General features: G+C 77.6%; 1 protein-coding gene and 1 pseudogene. Both read left to right on the plus strand.

Features of this window, described 5'->3' with window-relative positions:
• The coding region (gene mftE / locus HMPREF3086_RS04535; RefSeq protein WP_070720397.1) for a mycofactocin biosynthesis peptidyl-dipeptidase MftE at positions 1–472 on the plus strand (472 nt) is incomplete at its 5' end.
• Positions 469–687: pseudogene (locus HMPREF3086_RS18405) on the plus strand (hypothetical protein); the annotation flags it as partial. The gene mftE and the pseudogene HMPREF3086_RS18405, both read left to right, overlap by 4 nt.

Raw genomic sequence — 687 nt, forward strand, 5'->3', positions numbered from 1 at the left:
CTCCATCGGGACCGGGGCGCTCGCCGAGGTGCTCCTCGAGCTGGGCAGGTCCGTGTCCTCGTGGGCGGACCGACTGCTCGTGGTCAACGGTCACGGCGGCAACGTCGACGCCCTCCGCCGCGCGGTCCCGCGGCTGCGCAGCGAGGGCCGCGACGCCGCCTGGCTGTCCTGCCGCACCGCCGAGGACGCCCGCGACACCCACGCCGGGCACGCCGAGACCTCGCTCATACTGCACCTGCACCCGGACCTAGTGCGCGTCGATCTCGCGGCCCGCGGCTGCGTCCGGCCGCTGCCACAGATCCTCCCCGCCATGCGCGACGGCGGGGTCGCCGCCGTGAGCCCGTCCGGTGTCCTGGGGGATCCCACCACCGCCACGGCCGCGGACGGCGAGCGGCTGTGGGGTTCGCTGGTGGCCGACGCCCGCGCGCGCCTCGACGGGTGGCGCCCGGGCGACGACGGGATGCTCCGATGAGACCAGCCGGACACCGTGCGCCCTCACCTGCCCCGCCCGCCGCACCCACCCCGCCCGCCACCGACCGGCCGCACGTGCTGCTCGACCGCCGGACCCGGATCCTGCGACGCGGCGGCGTCGTGCGCGTCCTGGGCGGCGACCCGGTCACGCTCATCACGCCCGCGCCGTCGGTGGCGGGCCTCCTGGACGGGGGCCGGGCCGTCGCGAAGGACACT

Origin of the sequence: Dietzia sp. HMSC21D01, assembly GCF_001815995.1 — a bacterium.
Taxonomy (GTDB): Bacteria; Actinomycetota; Actinomycetes; order Mycobacteriales; family Mycobacteriaceae; genus Dietzia; species Dietzia cinnamea.